At 74.6% G+C, this 21,441-nt stretch carries 16 protein-coding genes and 2 pseudogenes; 13 read left to right on the forward strand and 5 right to left on the reverse strand.

Annotation, left to right across the window (positions count from 1 at the left end):
* The first annotated feature begins 12 nt into the window (after positions 1 to 12).
* The 10 genes from deoC to ACFOYX_RS11535 all read left to right on the forward strand — a co-directional run bounded on the left by deoC (position 13) and on the right by ACFOYX_RS11535 (position 11,791).
* Positions 13 to 972, forward strand: a complete 960-nt coding sequence (gene deoC / locus ACFOYX_RS11490; RefSeq protein ID WP_322439646.1) for a deoxyribose-phosphate aldolase — start codon at positions 13 to 15, stop codon at positions 970 to 972.
* Positions 973 to 977: 5 nt separating this feature from the next.
* Positions 978 to 2,408, forward strand: coding sequence for an aldehyde dehydrogenase family protein (locus ACFOYX_RS11495; RefSeq protein WP_322439647.1), 1,431 nt, complete (start codon positions 978 to 980; stop codon positions 2,406 to 2,408).
* Positions 2,401 to 3,225, forward strand: coding sequence for an aldehyde dehydrogenase family protein (locus ACFOYX_RS11500; RefSeq protein ID WP_109804228.1), 825 nt, complete (start codon positions 2,401 to 2,403; stop codon positions 3,223 to 3,225). The genes ACFOYX_RS11495 and ACFOYX_RS11500 overlap by 8 nt, the downstream gene beginning before the upstream one ends.
* Positions 3,226 to 3,441: 216 nt before the next feature.
* Positions 3,442 to 3,873, forward strand: a complete 432-nt coding sequence (locus tag ACFOYX_RS11505) for a BlaI/MecI/CopY family transcriptional regulator (protein ID WP_109804227.1) — start codon at positions 3,442 to 3,444, stop codon at positions 3,871 to 3,873.
* Positions 3,874 to 3,883: 10 nt separating this feature from the next.
* Positions 3,884 to 4,789, forward strand: a complete 906-nt coding sequence (locus ACFOYX_RS11510; RefSeq protein WP_322439648.1) for a M56 family metallopeptidase — start codon at positions 3,884 to 3,886, stop codon at positions 4,787 to 4,789.
* Positions 4,790 to 4,948: 159 nt separating this feature from the next.
* Positions 4,949 to 6,196 carry a cytochrome ubiquinol oxidase subunit I gene (locus ACFOYX_RS11515; protein WP_322439649.1) on the forward strand — a complete coding sequence of 416 codons (1,248 nt, stop codon included), beginning with the start codon at positions 4,949 to 4,951 and terminating at the stop codon, positions 6,194 to 6,196.
* An 11-nt stretch (positions 6,197 to 6,207) separates the two neighbouring features.
* Positions 6,208 to 7,215, forward strand: coding sequence for a cytochrome d ubiquinol oxidase subunit II (locus tag ACFOYX_RS11520; RefSeq protein ID WP_322439650.1), 1,008 nt, complete (start codon positions 6,208 to 6,210; stop codon positions 7,213 to 7,215).
* Positions 7,212 to 8,936 (forward strand): thiol reductant ABC exporter subunit CydD, encoded by a 1,725-nt coding sequence (cydD, locus tag ACFOYX_RS11525; RefSeq protein ID WP_322439651.1) that lies wholly within the window; start codon positions 7,212 to 7,214, stop codon positions 8,934 to 8,936. The genes ACFOYX_RS11520 and cydD overlap by 4 nt, the downstream gene beginning before the upstream one ends.
* On the forward strand, positions 8,936 to 11,065 hold the full coding sequence (gene cydC, locus ACFOYX_RS11530; protein WP_322439652.1) for a thiol reductant ABC exporter subunit CydC: 2,130 nt from the start codon (positions 8,936 to 8,938) through the stop codon (positions 11,063 to 11,065). The genes cydD and cydC overlap by 1 nt, the downstream gene beginning before the upstream one ends.
* A gap of 57 nt (positions 11,066 to 11,122) precedes the next feature.
* Positions 11,123 to 11,791, forward strand: a complete 669-nt coding sequence (locus tag ACFOYX_RS11535; protein WP_322439653.1) for a permease prefix domain 1-containing protein — start codon at positions 11,123 to 11,125, stop codon at positions 11,789 to 11,791.
* Positions 11,792 to 11,870: 79 nt separating this feature from the next.
* On the opposite strand, the gene ACFOYX_RS11540 is transcribed toward ACFOYX_RS11535, so the two are convergent.
* The gene (locus ACFOYX_RS11540; RefSeq protein WP_322439654.1) at positions 11,871 to 12,212 is read right to left on the reverse strand and encodes a helix-turn-helix transcriptional regulator; all 342 of its coding nucleotides are present in this window, start codon (positions 12,210 to 12,212) and stop codon (positions 11,871 to 11,873) included.
* A 148-nt stretch (positions 12,213 to 12,360) separates the two neighbouring features.
* Between ACFOYX_RS11540 and ACFOYX_RS11545 the strand changes: the two genes are divergently transcribed.
* From ACFOYX_RS11545 to ACFOYX_RS11555, 3 genes and pseudogenes are all read left to right on the forward strand, one after another.
* Positions 12,361 to 13,290, forward strand: a complete 930-nt coding sequence (locus ACFOYX_RS11545; protein WP_322439655.1) for a DNA primase — start codon at positions 12,361 to 12,363, stop codon at positions 13,288 to 13,290.
* Positions 13,291 to 13,332: 42 nt separating this feature from the next.
* Positions 13,333 to 14,281 (forward strand): annotated as a pseudogene (locus tag ACFOYX_RS11550) (transposase); the annotation flags it as partial.
* 92 nt (positions 14,282 to 14,373) lie between these two features.
* A pseudogene (locus ACFOYX_RS11555) lies at positions 14,374 to 15,714 on the forward strand (transposase); the annotation flags it as partial.
* Positions 15,715 to 16,233: 519 nt separating this feature from the next.
* Here ACFOYX_RS11555 and ACFOYX_RS11560 read toward each other — a convergent pair.
* From ACFOYX_RS11560 to ACFOYX_RS11575, 4 genes are all read right to left on the reverse strand, one after another.
* Positions 16,234 to 16,827: an ATP/GTP-binding protein gene (locus ACFOYX_RS11560; protein WP_109804785.1), complete on the reverse strand. Its 594-nt coding sequence runs from the start codon at positions 16,825 to 16,827 to the stop codon at positions 16,234 to 16,236.
* Position 16,828: 1 nt separating this feature from the next.
* Positions 16,829 to 17,206 carry a DUF742 domain-containing protein gene (locus ACFOYX_RS11565; protein WP_088973509.1) on the reverse strand — a complete coding sequence of 126 codons (378 nt, stop codon included), beginning with the start codon at positions 17,204 to 17,206 and terminating at the stop codon, positions 16,829 to 16,831.
* A gap of 102 nt (positions 17,207 to 17,308) precedes the next feature.
* Positions 17,309 to 17,713 (reverse strand): roadblock/LC7 domain-containing protein, encoded by a 405-nt coding sequence (locus ACFOYX_RS11570; RefSeq protein ID WP_109804784.1) that lies wholly within the window; start codon positions 17,711 to 17,713, stop codon positions 17,309 to 17,311.
* On the reverse strand, positions 17,710 to 21,279 hold the full coding sequence (locus tag ACFOYX_RS11575) for a nitrate- and nitrite sensing domain-containing protein (protein ID WP_322439657.1): 3,570 nt from the start codon (positions 21,277 to 21,279) through the stop codon (positions 17,710 to 17,712). Before ACFOYX_RS11575 ends, ACFOYX_RS11570 begins: the two co-directional genes overlap by 4 nt.
* Positions 21,280 to 21,441 lie beyond the last annotated feature (162 nt).

Genomic DNA, 21,441 nt, shown 5'->3' on the forward strand with positions numbered 1-21,441 from the left:
AGTATTCGAGACATGACGGCGACAGCGACGTCGGCCCGGTCGGACCTCTCCGAGCTGGGACGATCCGAGACCGCTCTGCGGACCTTCCTGCACGGCCTGCCCGGCGTGGACCAGGTCGGCGCGGAGCAGCGGGCGGCACAGCTCGGCACCCGCTCCATCAAGACCACCGCCAAGGCCCAGGCCATCGACCTGGCGATCCGGATGGTCGACCTGACCACTCTCGAGGGCGCGGACACCCCCGGCAAGGTGCGGGCGCTCGCCGCCAAGGCGGTGCGCCCCGACCCGGCGGACCCGAGCTGTCCGCACGTCGGCGCGGTCTGCGTCTACCCCTCGATGGTCCCGTACGTGGCCGAGGTGCTGCGCGGCACCGGCGTGCACCTGGCCAGCGTGGCGACCGCGTTCCCGTCCGGCCAGGCGCCGCTGGAGATCAAGCTGGCGGACGTCCGGGCGGCCGTCGAGGCCGGCGCCGACGAGATCGACATGGTGATCAACCGGAGCGCGTTCCTGGCCGGGCGCTACAAGGAGGTCTACGACGAGATCGTGGCCACCAAGTCCGCCTGCGGGGACGCCCACCTCAAGGTGATCCTGGAGACCGGCGAGCTGGCCACGTACGACAACGTGCGGCGGGCCTCCTGGCTGGCCATGCTGGCCGGCGGCGACTTCATCAAGACCTCCACCGGCAAGGTCCCGGTCGCGGCGACGCTGCCGGTGAGCCTGGTGATGCTGGAGGCGGTCCGCGACTTCCGCGCCGCCACCGGCCGGCAGGTCGGCGTGAAGCCGGCCGGCGGCATCAAGACCACCAAGGACGCGATCAAGTACCTGGTCATGGTCAACGAGACCGTCGGCCCGGACTGGCTGGACCCGGACTGGTTCCGGTTCGGCGCGTCCAGCCTGCTGAACGACCTGCTCATGCAGCGCACCAAGCTGACGACCGGCGTCTACTCCGGTCCCGACTACTTCACCCTGGACTGAGAGTGATGTTCGAATACGCGCCCGCCCCCGAGTCCCGCTCGGTGGTGGATATCAAGCCCTCGTACGGGCTGTTCATCGACGGGAAGTTCGTCGACCCGACCGACGGCGGCAGCTTCAAGTCGATCAACCCGGCCTCCGAGGAGGTCCTCGCCGAGGTCGCCGAGGCCGGCGGGCAGGACGTGGACCGCGCGGTCCGCGCCGCCCGGACGGCGTACGACAAGGTCTGGGGTCCGATGCCGGGCCGCGACCGGGCGAAGTACCTGTACCGGATCGCCCGGATCATTCAGGAGCGCTCCCGCGAGCTGGCCGTGCTGGAGTCGTTGGACAACGGCAAGCCGATCAAGGAGTCCCGCGACGTCGACGTGCCGCTGGTCGCCGCGCACTTCTTCTACTACGCCGGCTGGGCTGACAAGCTGGAGCACGCCGGCTTCGGCGCGAACCCGCGGCCGCTCGGCGTGGCCGCCCAGGTCATCCCGTGGAACTTCCCGCTGCTGATGCTGGCCTGGAAGATCGCCCCGGCGCTGGCCGCCGGCAACACGGTGGTGCTGAAGCCGGCCGAGACCACGCCGCTGACCGCGCTGCTCTTCGCCGAGATCTGCCAGCAGGCCGACCTGCCGGCCGGCGTGGTCAACATCGTCACCGGCGCCGGCGACACCGGCCGGGCGCTGGTCGAGCACCCGGGCGTGGACAAGGTCGCCTTCACCGGCTCCACCGAGGTCGGCCGGGCCATCGCCCGCTCCGTCGCCGGCACCCGCAAGAAGCTCACCCTGGAACTGGGCGGCAAGGCGGCCAACATCGTCTTCGACGACGCCCCGATCGACCAGGCGGTCGAGGGGATCGTCAACGGCATCTTCTTCAACCAGGGGCACGTCTGCTGCGCGGGCTCCCGACTGCTGATCCAGGAGAACGTGGCCGACCGGGTGCTGGAGTCGCTCAAGCGGCGGATGGCCCAGCTGCGGGTCGGCGACCCGCTGGACAAGAACACCGACATCGGCGCGATCAACTCGGCCGCCCAGCTGGCGCGGATCAAGGAGCTCTCCGACGCCGGCTCCGCCGAGGGCGCCGAGCGCTGGTCGCCGCCGTGCGAGCTGCCCGACCGGGGCTTCTGGTTCGCGCCGACCATCTTCACCGGGGTCACCCAGGCGCACCGGATCGCCCGCGAGGAGATCTTCGGCCCGGTGCTGTCCGTGCTGACCTTCCGGACCCCGGCCGAGGCCGTCGAGAAGGCCAACAACACGCCGTACGGGCTGTCGGCCGGGATCTGGACCGACAAGGGCTCCCGGATCCTCTGGACGGCCGACCGGCTCCGCGCCGGCGTCGTCTGGGCCAACACGTTCAACAAGTTCGACCCCACCTCGCCGTTCGGCGGCTACAAGGAGTCGGGCTACGGTCGCGAGGGCGGCCGGCACGGGCTGGAGGGCTACCTCAATGTCTGAGCGGGTCGCGGTACGCAAGACGTACAAGCTCTTCATCGGCGGGAAGTTCCCCCGCAGCGAGTCGGGACGGTCGTACATCGTGCAGGACGCCAACGTCGCCCTCTCCTCCCGCAAGGACGCGCGGGACGCCGTGGTCGCCGCCCGCGCCGCCGTGAAGGGCTGGGCCGGGGCGACCGCGTACAACCGGGGTCAGATCCTCTACCGGGTCGCCGAGATGCTGGAGGGCCGCCGCGAGCAGTTCGTCGCCCTCGGCGTGCCGGCCGACGAGGTCGACGCGGCGATCGACCGCTGGGTCTGGTACGCCGGCTGGTCCGACAAGCTCGCCCAGGTGTACGGCGGCGCGAACCCGGTCGCCGGGCCGTACTTCAACCTGTCGGCGCCCGAGCCGACCGGCGTGGTGGCCGTGGTGGCCCCCGAGGCGCCGGCGCTGCTCGGCCTGGTCAGCGTGATCGCCCCGGCCATCGTCACCGGCAACACCGTGGTGGTGGCGGCCTCGCCGGCGCAGCCGCTCGCGGCGGTGACCCTGGCCGAGGTGCTGGCCACCTCCGACCTGCCCGGCGGCGTGGTCAACATCCTCACCGGCCGCCTGTCGGAGACCGTGCCGACGCTGGCCGGGCACATGGACGTCAACGCCATCGACCTGACCGGGGTGGCCGACGCCGAACTCGCGGCCGACCTGGAGGTCAAGGCGGCGCAGAACCTCAAGCGGGTGCTCCGGCCGGCCCCGGTCGACCACGACTGGTTCGCCGACCCGGGGATCGCCCGGATGACCACGCTGCTGGAGACGAAGACGGTCTGGCACCCGAAGGGGGTGTGATGGTCGGTCCCGGCCGGGGTTTCGGGGGGAGCCCGCCCGCTCCGGGCGGTCAGGCTTGATCCCTCCGCGGGCGGGCTCCCCCCGAAACCCTCGCTGTGCCGGGTCCGCCCGGTTGTTCGATCTTGCTGGCCGGTGCCCGACGTCGGGTCACCGGCCAGCGGTGCCTCGGGCCACAGCCCTTCCCGCACGCTCTACTACGGGGGGTAGGATTGCGGCGTGACTCGGTTGGGCGATCTTGAGCGTGCGGTGATGGACGTGTTGTGGGATTCGGTGCCCGGCACGTCCGACGGGGTGACCGTGCGGGAGGTCGCGGATGCGCTGGACGGGCGTGAGCTGGCGTACACGACGGTGATGACGGTGCTCGACCGGCTCGCCGGCAAGGGCATGGTGCAGCGCGAGCGGGAGGGGCGGGCCTGGCGCTACCGGGCCGCCGCCAGCCGCGAGGCGCACATCGCCCAGCTCATGCTCGACGCGCTGGACCTCGGCGGCAGCCGGGACGCCGCGCTGGTGCGCTTCGCCCGCTCGGTCACCGGCACCGAGGCCGAGGTGCTCCGCGCGGCGCTGGGCGCCGAGGCCGGGCTGACCGACCGGGTCGAGGACCCGCGGGCCGGCCGGGCGAGGGCCGCCGACGAGGCGACGGACCGGTAGGGCGGCCGCCGTGGCGTACGCCCTGCACTTCGCCGCGACCGTCCTGGCCTGCTGGCTGACCGCGCAGGTCCTCGCCGCGGCGACCTGGACCTGGCGTGCCCCCCGGGTGGCGATCCTCTGCTGGCAGTCGGTCGGGCTGGCGCTCGGGCTGTCCGCGATGGGCCTGCCGATGGCGGTCGGCCTGGCCGCGTACGGCCGGCCGACCGGCAGCGCGCTGGTCGCCCTCGCCACCGACCTCTCCCACGGCACCCTGCCCGCCGGGCTGGGCGCGGCCCACCTGGGCCTGGTCGGGGTGGGCTTCGGCATCGGCGCGGTGCTGCTCACCACGACCGTCCGCAGCGTCCACGGCGCGGTACGCGCGCAGCGTCGGCACCGGGACCTGCTCACCCTGGTCGCCCGGCGGGACCCCACGGTGCCGGGCGCGCTGGTGCTCGACCACCCGAGCGCCGCCGCGTACTGCCTCCCCGGGGTGAAGCCGCGGGTGGTGGTCAGCGCCGGGACGCTGAGCCTGCTGGACCGGGCCGAGCTCGAGGCGGTGCTGACCCACGAGCGGGCGCACGCGCAGGAGCGGCACGACCTGGTGCTGCTGCCGTTCACCGCGCTCTGCCGGGCGCTGCCCTGGTTCGGCTGGGTACGCGACGCGCACGAGCGGGTGGCCCTGCTGGTCGAGATGCGCGCCGACGACAAGGCCCGCGAGCTGCACGCCGAGGAGCCCCTGGCCGGGGCGCTGCGCCGGTTCGCCGCGGCCGGCCACCGGGTCACCCCGGCCGGCGCGCTCGGCATGGGCGACCGCGACCTCGACGTACGGGTGCAGCGGCTGCTGGTCGCGGACCGCCCGCCCCGGCTGCTCGGCGCGGCCGCGCTGGCCGTGGCGACGGCCCTGGTCGCCCTGCCGATCTCCCTCTTCCTGAGCTGACCCCGGCCCGGCGAACCACCGCCGGCCCGCACGGCACCCCGTGCACGGCACTACTACGGACTGTCGTACATTCTCGTACTACATACCGTAGTAGTGATAGGTAGATAATCTACGTGTAGGCTCCCTACGACAAGCGAGCCAACTCGGGGGAGATCGAGAATGAACACCCTGCTCCTCGCGCGCCTGCAGTTCGCCACCACCACCTCGATCCACTTCCTCTTCGTGGTGGTCACGCTGGGCCTGGTCACCCTGCTGGTCGGGCTCCAGACCGCCGGCTACCTCACCGGCAAACCGATCTACGAGCGACTGACCCGCTTCTGGGGCCAGCTCTACGTGATCAACTACGTGCTCGGCATCGCCACCGGCATCGTGATGGAGTTCCAGTTCGGGCTGAACTGGAGCGGGCTGTCCCGCTACGTCGGCAACGTCTTCGGCGCGCCGCTCGCCATCGAGACCCTGGTGGCGTTCTTCCTGGAGTCCACCTTCCTCGGCATGTGGATCTTCGGCTGGCACCGGCTGCGCCGGGGCGTACACCTGGCGCTGCTGTGGGGGGTGGCGCTGACCGCGTACGCCTCCGCGTTCTGGATCATGGTGGCCAACTCCTGGCTCCAGCACCCCGTCGGGTACGAGGTCCGCGACGGGATCGCCCACCTGACCGACTTCGGGGCGCTGCTCACCAACCCCACCCTCGGCTTCGCCTTCGGCCACGTGGTCTCGGCCGGGCTGGTCACCGGCGGCGTGCTGATGGCCGCCGTCAGCGCCTGGCACCTGATCCGGCGTACGCCGGACTTCGCCCTGTTCCGCACGTCGCTGCGGCTCGGCGTGCTCACCACGGCGATCTCCGTGGTCTTCCTGATCGGCTTCGGCTTCGCCCAGTTCGGCCCGGTCGGGCGGGTGCAGCCGACGAAGTTCGGCGGTGGCCCGGAGCGGGACGCGCTGGTCGCCGAGTGGACGGCACGGTTCGGCCCGGGCGACTACACCCCGCCGGCGCTCTCCAGCGTCGGGCTCGGCTTCATGATCCTGATCGGCTTCACGCTCTTCCTCGGCACGCTGCTGGTGCCCCTGCTCTTCCGGGACTGGATCATCCGGCTGCGCTTCCCGCTCTGGCTGGTGCTGCTCGCCCTGCCGCTCCCGTTCGTCGCGGTGCTCCTCGGCTGGATCGCCCGGGAGGTGGGCCGCCAACCCTGGGTCGCGTACGGCCTGCTGCCGACCGGCCAGGCGGTCTCCCCGGTCGGCGCCGGAACGATGCTCACCTCGCTGATCGGCTTCAGCCTGCTGCTCGGCACCCTGGCCGTCACCAACTGGGTGCTGCTCGCCCGGCACGCCGCCCGCGGCGCGGCCGACCCCGCCCTCGGTCGCCCACCCGCGCCCGACGCCGACACCCACCCCGAACCCGTGTTCGCCTGAGGGAGCCCGCCGTGGAACTCGCCTGGTACGCCCTGCTCGGCCTCTTCTTCGCCACCTACCTCGTCCTCGGCGGCTACGACTACGGCGTCGGGCTGCTGCTCGCCCGGCGCACCGCCCCGGCCACCCGGCGGGCCGCGCTCAACGCGGTCGGCCCGTTCTTCCTCGGCAACGAGGTCTGGCTGGTCGCCGCCGTCGGCATCCTCTTCGGCGCCTTCCCCACCCTGGAGGGCGAGCTGCTCTCCAGGCTCTACCCGGCCGTGCTCGGCGCGCTGGCCGGGGTGGTCCTGGTGACCGCCGGGGTGCAGCTGCGCAGCAGACCGGCCGGCGAGCGGGCCCGCGCCGGCTGGGACCGGGTGGTCGTCACCGGCAGCGCGCTCGCCGCGCTGGGCTGGGGCGCGCTGCTCGCCGGGCTGCTGCAGGGCGTACCGCTGCGGGCCGACGGCCACGTCGCCGGCATGACGCACGTCTTCACCCCGTTCGTGGCCGCCGCCGCGCTGGCCATGCTGACCCTGGTCGCGGCGCAGGGTGCGACGTTCCTCACGCTCCGGCTGCCGGCCACCGAGGTCGCGCCGGTCGCCCGGCTGGCCCGCCGGCTGATCCCGGTGGCGTTCGCCACGGTCGGCGCGGCCACCGTCCTCGGCCTGCTCTCCGACCGGGTACGCGCCGCGGTGGTGCAGCCGGCGGCGGCCGTACTGCTGCCGTTGGCGCTGGTGGCGGCGCTGCTGGCGGCCCGGACGGCGCTCCGCTGGCGGCGGCCCGGGCTGGCCTTCGCCGCCACCAGCGCGGCGCTGGCGCTGCCGGTGCTGCTCGTCGGGGCGGCGCTCTGGCCCTGGGCGCTGGTCTCCACGGTCGAGCCGGGGGCCGGGCTGACCGTGGCCGACGCCGCGGCGAGCGGCCCCACCTTACGGCTGCTGGGCTGGCTCACGCTGCCGCTCCTGCCGGCCCTACTAGGCTTTCAGGCGATGTGTTGGTGGGTGTTCCGGGGACGGACCGACGGCAGGGCACCGGTGTACTGGTGAACCGCCGCCCGTTCGACCCGCGTCTGCTGCGTCGGGTCCCCGCGGCCCGGCGCGACCTCGCCGTGCTCGCGGTCCTCGGCGGGCTCACCGCACTGCTGGTGGTCGCGCAGGCCACCGCGCTGGCCACGTTGCTGGCGACGGCGGTCGACGGGCGGCTGCACCGGCCGGCGCTGGCCGGCTTCGCGGCGGCGGTCGCCGCTCGGGCGCTGGTCAACTGGGCCCAGGGCACGGTGGCGGCGCGGGCGGCGGCGACGGTGAAGGCGGCGCTGCGGGCGGACCTGCTCCGTGCCGTCGGCCGGCACGGCCCGGGCTGGGTCGCCGGGCAGCGGGCCGGGCAACTGGCCACCCTCGCCGGGCGCGGCCTCGACGCGCTGGACGCCTACTTCACCGGCTACCTCCCCCAGCTCGTGCTCAGCGTCACCGTGCCGCTCGCCGTGCTGGCCCGGATCGCGGTCGCCGACTGGAGCTCGGCACTGATCATCGCATTGACCATCCCGCTCATCCCGGTCTTCGGGGCGCTGCTCGGCTGGCAGGCGCAGGCCGCCACCGAGCGGCAGTGGCGGCGGCTCTCCCGCCTCGGCGGGCACTTCCTCGACATGGTCGCCGGGCTGCCCACACTGCGCGCGTTCGGCCGGGCCGGGGCCCAGGTCGACGTGGTCCGTCGGATGGCCGACGGGCACCGGCAGGCCACCGTGCGGACGCTGCGGATCGCCTTCCTCTCCGCGCTCGTGCTGGAGCTGGTCGCCACCCTCTCGGTGGCGCTGGTCGCCGTGCCGGTGGGCATCCGGCTGCTCGGCGGCGGGATCACCCTCTCCACCGCGCTGCTGGTGCTGCTGCTCACCCCGGAGGCGTACCTGCCGCTGCGGGCGGCGGGCAGCCGGTTCCACGCCAGCATGGAGGGGCTCACCGCGCTGGACGAGGCGCTGACCGTCTCCGCCGCACCGGCCGCCGCCGCGCCGGCCGCCGCCGCACCGGCCGCCGCCGCACCGGCCGCCGCCGCACCGGCCGCCGCCGCGCCGGCCCGGACGCCCGCCGGAGCCGGCGAGATCCGCTTCGAGGGCGTGACCGTCGAGTACGAGCGGACCACCGCGCTGCGGGACGTCACGCTGACCGTCCGTCCCGGTGACCGGATCGCGGTCATCGGCCCGAGCGGCGCCGGCAAGAGCACCCTGCTCGGCCTGCTGCTCGGCTTCGTCACCCCGACCGCCGGCCGGGTGACGGTCGACGGGGTCGACCTCGCCCACACCGACCTCGACGCCTGGCGCCGCCAGGTGGCCTGGGTGCCGCAGCGGGCACACCTCTTCGCCGCCTCGCTGGCCGACAACATCCGCCTCGGCGCCCCGGACACCACCGACGCCGCGCTCGGCCGGGCGGTCACCGACGCCGCGCTGGACGACGTGGTCGCCGCCCTGCCCGACGGGCTGTCGACCGAGCTCGGCGAGCGCGGGCACGGCCTCTCCAGCGGCCAGCGGCAGCGGGTGGCGCTGGCCCGGGCGTTCCTCCGGGACGCCCCGGTGGTGCTCCTCGACGAACCGACCGCCCGGCTCGACTCCGCCAGCGAGGCCGTGGTGCTGGCCGCCACCCGGCGGCTGGTCGCCGGTCGTACGGCGCTGCTGGTCGCGCACCGGCCCGCGCTGCTGGCGGACGCCGACCGGATCATCCGCGTCGAGGACGGCCGGGTCACCGAGCTGACCCCGGCACCGGCCGGGAAGGCGAGCTGATGAGCCCCGGACCGATCGTCCCCGACCGCCCCGACCAGCCGGGACGCGCCGTGCCCGGTGGCGTCTCGGCCGACGGCGCCACGCCGGCCGCGCGCGACCCGGGACCGCCCACCCCGGCGGAGGCGGTCCCGCCGGAGCTGGCGCCCGGCGCCCTGCCCACCGAGCCGACCCCCGACGAGGCGCCACCCGCCGGGCCGGTGACCGACGAGGCCATTCCCGCCGGGCCGGTGACCGACGAGGCCATTCCCGCCGGACCGGTGACCGACGAGGCCGTTCCCGCCGGGTCGGCCGGCGGCGTCCGGGCCGAGCGCACCGTGCTGCGGCTGGCCCGGCCGTACCTGGGTCGGCTCGTCGGGGCCGGGCTGCTCGCCGCCGCCACCGAGTTCGCCGGACTGGCCCTGATGGCCACCGCCACCTGGCTGCTGATGAGCGCCGCCGGCCGGCCCCCGCTGGACCGGCTGACCGTGGCCATCGTCGCGGTCCGGGCCCTCGCCATCAGCCGGGGCGTGTTCCGCTACACCGAACGGCTCGCCGGGCACGACGCCGTGCTCCGCATGATCACCGACGTCCGGGCCCGGGTGTTCGGCACCCTCGCCGCCCGCCGGCACACCCCGTCGCAGCGCTCCGGTGACGCGCTGAGCCGGCTGGTGTCCGACGTGGAGGCCGTACAGGACCTGCTGCTGCGGGTGCTGGTGCCGGGAGCGGCCGCCGGGCTGGTGAGCGTGCTCGCGGTCGGCGGGGCGGCGCTGATCTCGCTCCCCGCGGCCGGGGTGCTGGCCGCCGGGCTGCTGGTCGCCGGAGTGGCGCTGCCCGCGCTCGCCACGGCGCTCACCCGGCGGGCCGCCGACGAGGTGGCCCCGCTGCGCGGCGCGCTCGCCGTGGACGCGGTCGACCTGACCCACGGGGCCGCCGACCTGGCCGCGTTCGGCGCCACCGGCGCGGCGCTCGCGGCGGCCGACCGGCGCGCTCGACACCTCGCCCGGCTGGAACGCCGGCTCGCCGCGGCCGGCTTCGCGGTCGACGCGGCCGGGGTGCTGGTCGGTGGGCTCACCGCCGCCGCCGTGGTGGTCGTCGCGCTCCGCGCCGGCGTCGGCGGGGTGCTGGTCGGGGTGCTGGCCGTCGGCGCCCTCGCCGCCGTGGAGGTCGCGCTGGCGCTGGTCGGCGCGGCACGGCAGTACACCCAGCTCCGCGCCGCCCTGGAGCGGGTCGCCGCGCTGCTCACCGGGCCCGCCCCGGCAACCGGCGCGGCCCCGACACCGGGGACGGGCACCGGGACCGCCCCGAGCCCGGCGGTCGGCGCGGCCGGCACGACCGGCCGGACCCGGGCGGGCGCGCCGGCCGGCGCGGGGACCGAAGCCGCTCCCTCCGGCCACGACGTGCGATTCGACGAGGTGACCGTCAGGTACCGGACGGGGGCGGCCCCCGCCCTGGACCGGGTCAGCCTCGACCTGCCGGCCGGCCGTCGGGTCGGCGTGGTCGGGCCGAGCGGGGCCGGCAAGAGCACCCTCGCGGCGGTGCTCACCGGCGCGGTACGCCCCGACGCCGGCCGGGTCAGCCTGGACGGGATCGACGTGTTCGCGTATCCGGCCGAGGAGCTGCCCCGGGCGATCGGCGGACTCCTCGCCGAGGCGTACGTCTTCCACGCCTCCGTACGGGAGAACCTGCTGCTCGGCCGCCCCGGAGCGAGCGAGGCGGAGCTGACCGCCGCGACCCGGGCGGCCGGCCTGCTCGACTGGGTACGCGCCCAGCCGGCGGGCTGGGACACCGTGGTCGGCGAGGAGGGTGGGCAGCTCTCCGGCGGGCAGCGGCAGCGCCTCGCGCTGGCCCGGGCGCTGCTGGCCGCGCCGGCGGTGCTGGTGCTGGACGAGCCCACCGAGGGCCTCGACCCGGCCGCGGCCGACGCGGTGCTCGCCTCGGCGCTGGCCGCCACCCCGGCCGGGCACTCCGTGCTGCTGATCAGCCACCGGCTCAGCGGCTTGGCGGGGCTGGACGAGATCGTGGTGCTCGACGCCGGCCGGGTGGTGCAGCGTGGCCGGCACGCCGAACTGGTGGCCCGGCCCGGCTGGTACCGGGAGCAGTGGCTGCTCCAGGCGGCGGCGGAACGCGGCTATCTGGCCCTGACTCCCTGAGCGGCCTCCGGGAAATCCCCGGACGCGCCGGGTGGGGCGGGGTGGCAGGGTGAGGCCATGCGGGGGTACGACGGCGTGCTCGTGGAGGAGCGCCTGCGGGAACTGGCCGGGCGCCTGCGTGGGCCGGCCCGGTTGAAGACCGACCTGCTCACCGAGGCGCGGCACGCGCTCCTGGACGCCGCCGAGGCGTACCGGGCGGACGGCCTGCCGGCGGCGGAGGCCGAGCGGCGCGCGGTCGCCGAGTTCGGCAGCCCTGCCCAGCTCGCCCCGGGCTACCAGGCGGAGCTGGCGGCCGGGGCGCTGCGCGGGCTGGCGGTGCGGGCGCTGGCGGTGGCGGTGGCGCTGATGGTGGGGGGCGATCTGACCTGGCGGGGCGCCCACTGGCGGGGCGGACCGCCACCCGAGGGCTACCAGCTGTTGTCCGCCTCGCTGAACGGGATCTGGGGGACGGTCGCCGGGCTGGCGCTGGCCGGGCTGCTGCTGGGCTTCCTCGCCGCGCGGTACGGGTCGGCCCGGCTGCCCCGTCTGGGGCGGGTGGTCGGCTTCGGCCTGACCGGCGCGCTGGGCGTCGGCGCGCTCGCCGGCGGCGCCCTGCTCGCCTGGTCGATCGGGCTCTGGCAGGCGGCCCTGACCTGGCCGCCGATGATGGTCGGGGCGGTGCTGGCGAGCGCGGCCTGGTTCGCCCTGGCCCGGGCCGCCCGGTCCTGGCTGCTGGCCATCCGGTGACGCGGTGGGCGCCTGCCCGCCACCGGTGCAGCGGGCGGCGCCGGGGGAACTCGCACCGGACGGGGCGGTGAGCCGTCTCTCAGGCGGGTGCGGTCGGCGGTTGGTCGGCGCCGAGGAACCGGCCCACCGTCGCGCTGAACTCGCGCCAGCCGGCCCGCTCGCTGGCCAGCGCGCGCCCGCCGGCCTCGGTGAGCTGGTAGGTCCGTCGTTCCCGGCCGTTGACCGTGCTCCACGAGCTGGCGACGTAGCCCGCCCGTTCCAGCCGCCGCAGCGCCGGATAGATGGTGCCCGTAGGCAGGTCCAGCGTGCCGTCGCTGCGTGCCCGGAGCGCCTCGATGATCGCGTACCCGTGGAGTTCGCCCTGCTCCAGGACCGCCAGCAGCAGCGCGTCCAGGTGTCCGTGCAGCGCCTGGGCCTTCATGCGTAGTAACGCTACTTGTCCGCCGCCGGGATGCCACCGGGGTGCGGTCCCGGCCTCGTCGGGTCGCCCACTAGGGTATGTGCCCAGAGTCACTCGGCGGCCGCAAGGTGCGCCGGGTGGGCAAACCCGAAAGCACACGGAGGTCAGCGTGGCCCGCCAGTCGCCCCAACGGCCCGACGCCGACGAGCCCGAGCTCGACGAGAGCACCGCGTCGGCGGCAGCAGACGAGGCGGAGGACGACCGCCCGGCGGCCGACCGCGCCCTCTGGGACGAGCTGCGGATCGACCCGGTGGAGATCGCCCTGCCGGCCGGCACCGGCTTCACCCTGCGCGCGTACCGGCCGGCGCGGGAGCTGACCCCGACCGACGTCGCCGAGCGCGACGAGGACGACCCCTTCCTGGCCCGCCGCCAGGTCGTCGAGGCCGAGGACGAGGACCAGGAGGTGGTGATCCTCGACGAGGAGCTCGCCGCCCTGTCCGAGGACGAGGACGAGGACGAGGAGCGGCCCGCGGGTCGCAGGCGCGGCGCCGCCGAGGCGGCCGAGGAGAAGGCCGAGGCCGACGAGGACGAGGACGAGGACACCGCGGGCGACGAGGAGGTGCCCGCCTTCCTCAGCCACCGCGGCCGGCTGCTGCTGTTCAAGACGCCGGAGTCGCTGGTCAGCTTCGTCCGATCCGGCGCGCCCAACGACCTGTCCCAACTGGACAGCTGGACTGAACTGTCCGAACGGGTGGAACCGGCCGACATCGCCCCGCTGGACGAGGACACCTACGAGCTCGACCTGGTGGTGGAGAACCTCCGCGGCGGGCACGACACGTGGGACCCCACGCTCCTGATCGAGGCCGGCGAGGTCGCCCGTGACCTTGCGTACGCGCTGCGGCTACCCGCGGTGCTGGACATGCTCTCCGCGGACTCCAGCCTGGACGACCTGGACGAGGCGCTGCGGGCGTCTGTCAACGGCGGAATCGGTGCTTTCCTGGGCCGACGGCGGCTGAAGAAAATCGGGGCACAAACCGCAAGTTTGGGTTGGCGCACCATTGTCGGCAAGATCTCTGCTGTCGTGGACTGGCGCGACTGACCCGTAACGGGGAGCATCAGTCTCTGGCAGAAGTAACGATCTGTGTCCCGGGAGGAGGACGACGCCGTGGCGCTCGTGCGCGTGTACTGCGGTCTGGCCTCGGCGGATCCGGCCGACCGACCGGCTTCGACCGGTTCGGCGCTGACGTCCGCTGTGGTCGACGACGCAGGCCGTCTGCTGCATGTCTGCGAGATCAGCGACGACCCGGCGGGCTACGCCCAGCTGGTCGCGCTGCTCGTGGAGCGGTCGGGCGGGCCGAGCGGTGCGGCCATCGCCGCCGACAGCGACGACCACACGGTCACCTCGCTGCTCAGCGCGGCCGGTCGTCCACTGGCGATCGCGGACGACGACTCGGTGGACGACTTCGCCGAGCGCTTCGCCGACGACGACTCCCTGGAGGAGATGCAGTCCCCGCCGGCCGAGCGTCGCGCCGTCGGGCTGGCCCGGGCGCTGCAGGCCGGCGCGCTCTCCGCGGTCACCCTGCCGGCCCCCCGCGACCTGGCCAACTACAAGCAGGTGCTGGCCGCGCACGCCGCCCTGGCCAACGGGCGGCACTCTGCCGCGGTGGCGCTGCGCGAGGTGCTGCGGGAGCTCTACCCGGCCGCGCTGCGGGCCTACCCGGACCCGGCCGGGCCGGTCTCGCTGGCGGTCCTCGACGCGCTGCCCGAGCCGGGCATGCTCGGCGGCACGGTCGCCCGGGGCCGCGAGGTTGCGGTCGCCGCGGACGCCGTCGCGGCGCACCTCGTCGCCGAGGGCGTCGCGCGTGCCGGCCAGATCAACGACGCGATCACCGCCCTGCGGGTCGCCATCTCCGAGACGCCCCGCCGGGCCACGGTCAACCGGGTGCTCACCTCGGCAGTCGCGGAGACCGTGCGGCAGGCGGTCGCCTCCGTCCGGGCCTGCGACGCCGCCTGCGAGGCCCTGGTCGGCGCCCTCAGCGCCCGGGTCACCACGCCCGCTCCGGTTCCCGGCCGGCGGGCCGCCGCCCGTCGGAACGAGCAGGTCGGCGAGCTCGCCGGTCTGACCGGCACCACCGCGACCGGCCTGCGGACCATCCGGCCCGCGGAGCCCGAGCCGGTGGGCCGCCGCAGCCGTCCCGAGCCGCGCACCGGCGGCGCCGCGCCGCTGCCGCCCCGTCCGCTCGGCCCGCCGCCGGTCGCCCCGGCCCCGGTCGCGCCGCCACCGATCGCCCCGTCGCCGGTCGCCCCGGCCGCCGCCAGCGGTACGCCGATCTCCGCGCCGCCCGCGCGCCCCGCACCCGTGCCGCCGATGCCGCACCGGGTGGACGCGCCGACCAACCGTCCGGTCTCCGCGCCGCCCCCGCCGCCGCCCGGCATCACCCCGATCGCCCCGGCGCAGCGCGGCAACATTCCCCCGGCCGAAGCCGGCGAGCCGTTCCGGCCCACGCTGACCACCGCCGCGATCAACAGCGCCCGCGCCGAACGGCAACGGACCATCATCCCGCCGCGCCCCAAGACCACCCCGGAGCCGGCGCCGCCCACCGGCGGCTTCAGCGCGACCGACCTGAGCGTCCCGGTGCCCACGCCCCGTCCCGGCCAGGAGTCCGCTCCCCCGGGGTCCCGGGCCAACTGGCCGCTGGTCAACAACGGCGACGAGCTCGCCGACGGCCCCGCCGAGGCGCCGGCCGCCTACTCGTACGGCGACCGGGACGCGCGGAAGGTCGACGCGCCGACGGACCCGGGCAAGAGCCGGGTCACCCCGCCCTGGCTCGCCGACGACCTGCCCCAGGAGCCCCCGATGCTGCGGCTGGTCGAGCCACCGCCGCTGGCCGACCGGGCGCTGCGGGACAGCCTGAACCCGCCGACCGACCCCGGGCTGGACGCCCGGCCGCTGCGGCTGGTGGAGCGGGCAGAGGCGGAGCGGGCAGAGGCGGAGCGCGCCGGCCGGTCCGGTCCCCGTCCCGATCTTCCCGAACCGCTCGAGCGGCGGCCCGCGCCGAAGGAGCACCGGCCCCCGCCGGTCTCCGACGAGGGCGACGGCGACCTGCTCATCTTCGCCCAGGCGAAGTCCGCCTGGTTCGTCGGCCACACCGAAGAAGAGTCCGATCTGGACTGGTCGACCACCGCGGACACCGGGTGGCAGGCCGCCGAGCAGGCGGCCCGCCCGGCGGTGGGCGCCGAGACGACGGCGGGCCTGCCGAAGCGGGTCCCCCAGGCCAACCTGGTTCCCGGCTCGCCGCTGCGCGACGAGCGTCCACTGCGGATCATCCGGAACGCGGCGAGCCTCGCCGAGAACACCACCGGTTACTTCCGCGGCTGGCGGCGCGGCCAGGAGATCGGCGGGTTCGCGGTGGGCGGCCGCCCCGGCCGGGAGTCGGCCGGCGGCTGGGACTTCAGCCGCGACACGGGCGACCGTGACGACGACCGGGAGTACGAGTACCGCTCCGCCGGCTACCGGTCCTGACCGGGGTTCCACCGCCCGCCACCTGCGTGTTCCTGCCCACACCCGGCTAGTTCGACGCCGGGGTCGAGGCGGCTGGGAGCATAGCGGCGGAACTGCCGGCGGCGGGTGTCGCCGGGGCGGGAAGGCGACTCCAATGGCGACACCGGCAACCGATTCCGCCGTGCTGACCCGTCGGGGCGTCCTCGCCGCGCTCGACGCTGACCAACACCACCACCGCGGCGCTCACCCGCCGGGACTTCACCTTCCGCTACCTCCAGCGGCACGGCAGCTTCAGCGGCTTCGCCCCGTACGGCTCGGACCCGCTGCAACTGCGGCGGGTACGCCTTCGCGCCGATCCGGCGCGGGGGCATGGAGCGGGACTCCCTCGGCGTCTACGTGGTCACCCAGGGCACCTGGACGCCGTACGCCTGACCGCCGGCGCGGCCCGCTCCCCATCGAGGAAGGGCGGGCCGCCACCGGCGGACAGCGAGAAGCGCCCGGTGACCGCCGAGGCTGTCACCGGGCGCGTCCTGACGCCGGTCAGGCGGGCGCGACCGCCCGCGAGCGACGCATGGACAGCACATACTCGACCAGCGAGATCAGCACGTGCTTGGTCGACTCCCGGTTCCGGGCGTCACAGGCCACCACGGGCACGTCGCTGGAGATGGCCAGCGCGTCCCGGACGTCCTGCGGGTCGTGGTACTGCATGCCGTCGAAGCAGTTGATGGCCACCAGGTACGGCAGCCGCCGGTGCTCGAAGAAGTCGATCGCGGCGAAGCAGTCGGCCAGCCGGCGGGTGTCCACCAGCACCACGGCGCCGATGGCGCCGCGGACCAGCTCGTCCCACATGAACCAGAACCGCGTCTGACCCGGCGTACCGAACAGGTACAGGATCAGATCCCGGTCGATCGAGATACGACCGAAGTCCATCGCCACCGTGGTCGTCGTCTTGCCCGGCACCTGCCGGGTGTCGTCGACGCCCACGCCGGCGGAGGTCATGATCGCCTCGGTGGTCAGCGGCGTGATCTCCGAGACCGAGCCGACCAGCGTCGTCTTGCCGACGCCGAATCCACCGGCGATAACGATCTTCGCCGACGTCACGCGCCCGCTCGGGGCCGGCGGCCGGTGCGACATGTCAGAGCCTGCGAAGTCCACTCAGCACCCTCTCCAGCAGTTCAGTGCCCACCGCGTCGTCAGAGTCGTCCAAAATGGTCGGCTCGTGGACCGCGACCAGGCCGTCCGTCGCCATGTCGGCGATGAGCACCCGGGCCACGCCGAGCGGAAGTTGCATCCGCGCCGCGATCTCGGCAAGCGATTGCACGCGTCCGTCACACAGCGCGGCGATGTACTGGTGCTCACGACCCTGGCCGCCATTACCACTGGCAGCGGCCCGGCCGCGCACCGTCGTCTCGACGAGCGCCTCCAGCGCGATGTCGAGCCGGGGACGGGTACGACCGCGGGTCACGGCGTATGGACGGACCAATGCTCCGGTCGGTTCGTCACGATCGGCCATGTCGCCGCTCACCTCCTTCGCACCCGTCACCGGCTCTCGCCCGGTGGTTCCCGTCGTTGTTCTCGTGTCGTTCCTGCCGTGCCGACCAGCTGGTCAGCTCGGTCAGCCCATCATCCCGACAGCAGTACGAGGCGCCGGGGTCAACGCGTCGCCCACCCGGTCGACGAGCAGCGCCATCTCGTACCCGACCTGCCCGACGTCGCAACTGCGCGCGGCCAGGACCGCGAACGACGAGCCGTCCGAGATGGACATCAGGAACAGGAAGCCGTTGTCCATCTCCACGACCGTCTGCAGCACCGCCCCGCCCTCGAAGCAGCGGGCGGCGCCCTGGGTCAGGCTGACCAGTCCGGACGAGATCGCGGCGAGTTGGTCCGCCCGGTCCCGCGGAAGGTCACGAGACGACGCGAGGAGCAGGCCGTCGGCGGAGACGGCGACCGCGTGCGCGACACCGGGCACCCGGTCGGCGAAGTTGGCCAGTAGCCATCCGAGATCCTGCGTAGTTGTCATCCTTGTTGCTCCTTCTGCCCGCTCCCGGCCACCGGCCCAGAGCCAGACTGCGAGGACTGCTGCCCGCCCGGGGTCGCCTCCGGGCCGGTCGAGTTGCTGTCGGTCGGGTTGTTACGCCCCCGCTGCACGCCCCGATGGTAGGCCGAGAGCAGACCCCGTACGCCTTCCGGCGTGCGGCGTTGCACCGAGGCCGACGGCTTCTCCACGCCGCCCGGGACCAGCTGCGCCATCGGCTTCCGCTTCGGCAGCCCCTTCTGGGTGGTCTCCGCCACCGGCACCTCGGTGGCCGCCGAGGCGGCCCGCCAGCCGTCGTCGGCCGCGGTCTGCCAGCCACCGGCCGGCGGCTGCTGCTGCGGCCGCCGGTTCGGCAGCGCCTCGGCGGGAGCGGGGCGGGCCCCACCGTTCGTGGCCGTCCCGTTGTCGCGCGGCGCTCCACCGGCTGTCGGAGTGTGTGCCATCGGTGCGTTACCTGTCGTCCCGGGTGGTGTCTGCTGCACGGCCCGACCGGCGGCGTCGACCTTGGCGAACTGCTGGGTCGCGGCGCCGTTCGCCGGGGCGGCCGGCGCGGTGCCCGCCTCCTCCGGCCCGGGCCGGCGAGTGCGGAACCAGGCCGACTCGAGCTCCCGGAAGATCGGCAGCTCCATCGTCTCGTCCGCATACCGCTGGCGGTTCGCGGACTGCTGCGGCGTCGTCGGCCGGTTCGCAGCCGGCGGCCGGTTGACGGCCGGCGGCATGGCGGCCGGCGGAGCGGCCTCCGGGCGCGGCACCCGGGGCAGCTCGGTGGTCATGTCCAGGGCGGCGGCGAGCCGCTCCGGCACCGGCGGGGTGGCCGCGTCCCGGTCGGGCGCGGCTACCGGCGGCCAGGCCGGCGGTGCGGCGGCGCTCGGCGCGGTGGCCGGCGGAGCCTGCGGCGGCAGCTGACCCGCGGACGGCGCGGAGTACGGCTGGCCCTGGGCGGGCGGCGCCGAGTACGGCTGGCCCTGGGCGGGCGGCGCGGAGTACGGCTGACCCGGGGCGGGCGCGGCCGACACCGGGTGGCCGGAGTACGGCTGGCTCGAGACGGGCTGGCCGGAGACCGGGTGACCGGACACCGGCGACGCCGACACCGGGACGCCGGAGGTCGGCGGCAGCGGTGGGGCGGAGACCGGCGGCGGGTTGTACGGGCGCGTCTCCGGGCTGCTGGGCAGCTGCCGCGGGATCGCCGGCTGCTGGCCGGTGCCGGACGGGTCGCCGTCGCCGCCGTTGCGGCGCTGCGGCAGCGGGTCGATCGGCTGGCCGTTGGAGGTCCGCGGCGTGAACGAGTCGCTGCCGTTGATCCCGCTGGCACCGGTGAGGTCCGACCAGGCGGGCATCGAGCGCCCCCCGCCGGTCGTGGCGGGGTCGAACGGGCGACCACCGAGGGTCACCTGATTGCCCGACTCGCCGGGGCGCGGGGCCGGCGGCGTGGCCGGGCCGTTGCCCAGGGCCGCCAGGGCGCCGAAGGCGGGAGCCGGGCCGACCTGCTGGGGGCCACCGAAGGCCGGCGCCGGGCCGGTCGCCGCCGGGAGCGCCGGGGGCTGCTGCCCCCGCCCGGAGAGGGCGCGCGGCACCAGGACGGAGGTGGGCAGTGTGACGTCGGCGACGGTGCCCCGGTCGGCGCCGGGCCGCAGGTCGACCTTAACGCCGTGCCGGGAGGCCAGCCGGGCCACCACGACCAGACCCATCATCCGGGAGACGGCCACGTCCACCTGCGGCGGCGTGGCGAGCCGCTCGTTGAGGTCACGCAGTTGCTCGGCGCTGATGCCGATGCCCCGGTCCTCGACGTACAGGGAGGCGCGGTCGCCCACCCGCCGGGCCTCCACCATGACCTGCGAGTCCGGCGGGGAGAAGGCGGTGGCGTTGTCGAACAGCTCGGCGACCAGGTGCACCAGGTCGTTGACCGCGTGCGCGGCGACCTCGATGTCCCGGTCGATCACGCCGAACTCGATCCGGGTGTAGTGCTCGACCTCGGACTGGGCGGCGCGGAGCACGTCGATCAGGGCGGCCGGCTCGCGCTGCACGCGGGTCGAGTCGGCGCCGGCGAGGACCAGCAGGTTCTCGTCGTTGCGGCGCATCCGGGTGGCGAGGTGGTCGAGCTGGAACAGCTCGGCCAGCCGGTCCGGATCCTCCTCGCCGCGCTCCAGCCGGTCCAGGTGACCGATCAGCCGGTCGACCAGGATCTGCGAACGGCGGGCCAGGTTGACGAACATCGTCGCGACGGAGGCGCGCAGCGCGGCCTGCTCGGCGGCGGTCCGGACGGCCTCCAGGTGGACGGCGTTGAACGCCTCGGTCACCTGGCCGAACTCGTCCTTGCTCCGGACGGGCAGCGGCTCGGCGATCTGGTTGGCCAGCTGCACCGGGGAGAGCTGCCCGGTGACCTGCGGGTCGCGCAGCCGGGCCACCGCCTGCGGCAGGCCGTACTGGGCCACGGAGAGGGCGCCCTGCCGCAGGTCGCGCAGCGACCGGGCCATCGAGCGGGCGACCAGGTACGCGAAGAGGATCGCCAGCAGCAGCATGCTGAGCAGCAGGCCGGTCTCCAGGAAGACCTGGCGCTGCACGTCGGAGCGGAGCTTGTCGGCCTCGCGGACCACGTTGCTGTCGAGCCTCTGCTCGACCGTACGGAGCAGCTTGGCGTTTTCCACCATGGCCGCGTCCCACTGGTCCGGCCCGAACTGGGCGTCGGCCAAGCTGCCGCTGGTGTTGCTGCTGATGAACCGCTGGTAGGCAATCGACTCGCGCAGATCCGAGCCGGAGACCGTCTGGTCGTAGAACTCGGAGTCGGCCGGGTTGGCGACCGCCTTGAAGCTCTCGAGCGCCTGCGAGTCGCCGACCGTGCTCGCGATGAACTGCTCACGCAGGTTCGGGGTGTACTCCCTCTTCTTCTGCACCAGGACCTGGTGAATCACGACACGGCGCTGAGACAGGTACTCCTTCTGCCGAGCGACCGCGGTGGCGGCCCGCATCCGGTCGCTCAGGTCGTTGTCACCGGCGAGCTGGGTGGCCGAGTCCCGAACCGAGAGCAGCTCGGCGATCAGGCCGGAGTACGAGCGCAACGCTTCGGTGAGCTTGAGCTTGCCGTTGGAGACCTGGCTGCGGGTGCCGGGTAGGCCGGTGAGGCCGCCGTCGATGTTGTCGAGCAGCGAGTTGAAGTTCGCCGGCAGGCCGTCGATCTCCAGCCGCTGCTGCAAGTACGGCGCCTTGGCCTGGTCGACCCGGGAGTTGGCCCGGTTGTAGGCCTCCTGGTACTGGGCCTTGGTCTGCACCTCGGTCGAGCTGACGAACAGCACCGCGGAGGTCCGTTCGTCCTGCAGGCTGTCGATCAGGTCATCCGAGTAGCCGATCAGGTTGGCGAGGTCGCCGGCCCGGTTGGCATTGTTGAGCGTCTGCAGGTGGTCGACCAGACCAGTGGTGCCGACCACGACCGTGGCGATGGTCGGCACGATCATGATCAGACCGAGCTTGGACCAGATCGGCATGTCGCGGAGCCGGCTGGCCGGCCGGCGCAGACGCGACAGGAAGGAGCCCGCCGCCTTTGGCCGTTTGCTCACGTCACCGCCCTCGCATCACAGCGTCCGCACGTTGCCCTGGGCAACGGCGAGCGACCGACCCGGCGGGTCGGACCTCCGAGATTCCATCACGCCGGTCCGCAAAGAGAAAGCCCAGGTTGTCCCTCGCCGGAGGTGTGATGAGATGTTGATGCAATTTGCTAG

Origin of the sequence: Micromonospora sp. GCM10011541 (genome assembly GCF_042650725.1) — a bacterium.
Classification (GTDB): domain Bacteria; phylum Actinomycetota; class Actinomycetes; order Mycobacteriales; family Micromonosporaceae; genus Micromonospora; species Micromonospora sicca.